This is a genomic window from Paenibacillus thailandensis, from assembly GCF_042685365.1.
In the GTDB taxonomy this organism is placed as follows: Bacteria; Bacillota; Bacilli; order Paenibacillales; family Paenibacillaceae; genus Paenibacillus_AP; species Paenibacillus_AP thailandensis.
In genome coordinates this window covers 1-969 of the sequence record NZ_JBHUMY010000024.1, presented here as the reverse complement: position 1 = coordinate 969, position 969 = coordinate 1, and the positions used below count along the sequence as shown (strand labels likewise).

The window sequence follows — 969 nt, the reverse complement described above, 5'->3', positions numbered from 1 at the left end:
TGCGCTTTGCTAGACGAAAAGTTGACGAAGCAATAACGGAACTTTCCGCGATTAGGTTTCCGAGTTTAAGGCAACGGCGCGAACACGCAAAGTTTATCGAGGGACTCCGGCAATTCCGGAGAGCGGTCGATATCGTAATCGACGGTACTGAACGCATCGATCCGAGTAAGTTCGGAAAGGCGACTGCATTGCAGGCGCGCTCTACGGAAGCAGTTCGAAGATATGTCCACTTTATATTTAAAACTCGATTGGCTGTCCAATAACGGGCAGCCTTTTATTTTTTCAGAAAGGAGAGCGATTAAATGTCCGGTTTAAACCTCGAATACATCATCTCCGCGACAGATGACTTTACGAAAACATTTTCGAAATTCGAGAGCGGCCTTAAGGGACTCGAAAAGACTGCTAGTTCGTTTACTGCGGTCGGCGCCGGTTTAACCGCTTTTGGCGTAGGCGTTGCGGGCGGCTTGGGAGCCGCGATCAAAACGGGCGCTGAGTTTGATGCGCAGATGTCGAAGGTAAAAGCAATAAGCGGAGCTACCGCGGAAGAATTTGAAGCCATGCGTAACCAAGCGCTAGAGCTCGGGAGTTCAACTTCCAAATCAGCGAGTGAAATTGCGTCAGGATTCCAGGAAATGGCGGCGATGGGCTTTAACGCGACCGAAGTTATGGGCGCGATGCCGGGGATTATTGCGGCGTCCGAGGCGTCGGGAGCGGATATGGCGCAGGTCGCTTCCGTTATGGCCTCAACGTTGAACTCGTTCAGCATGGAGGCAACCGAAGCAACACGAGTAGCCGATATTCTTGCAAAAACGGCCAACATATCCGCGGCGGACATTACTGATATGCAATATGCCTTAAAGTATGCCGCACCGTCAGCAAATGCACTCGGTATCTCACTCGAAGAGCTTTCTGCAGCCATCGGCACGATTGTAAATAGTGGCATGCAGGGCGAACAGGCTGGTACAACGC

General features: G+C 51.4%; 1 protein-coding gene. It reads left to right on the top strand.

Annotated elements, in window-relative coordinates; translation table 11 throughout:
• Positions 1-302: 302 nt before the first annotated feature.
• The coding region (locus ACFSW5_RS18455; protein ID WP_379276237.1) for a phage tail tape measure protein at positions 303-969 on the top strand (667 nt) is incomplete at its 3' end.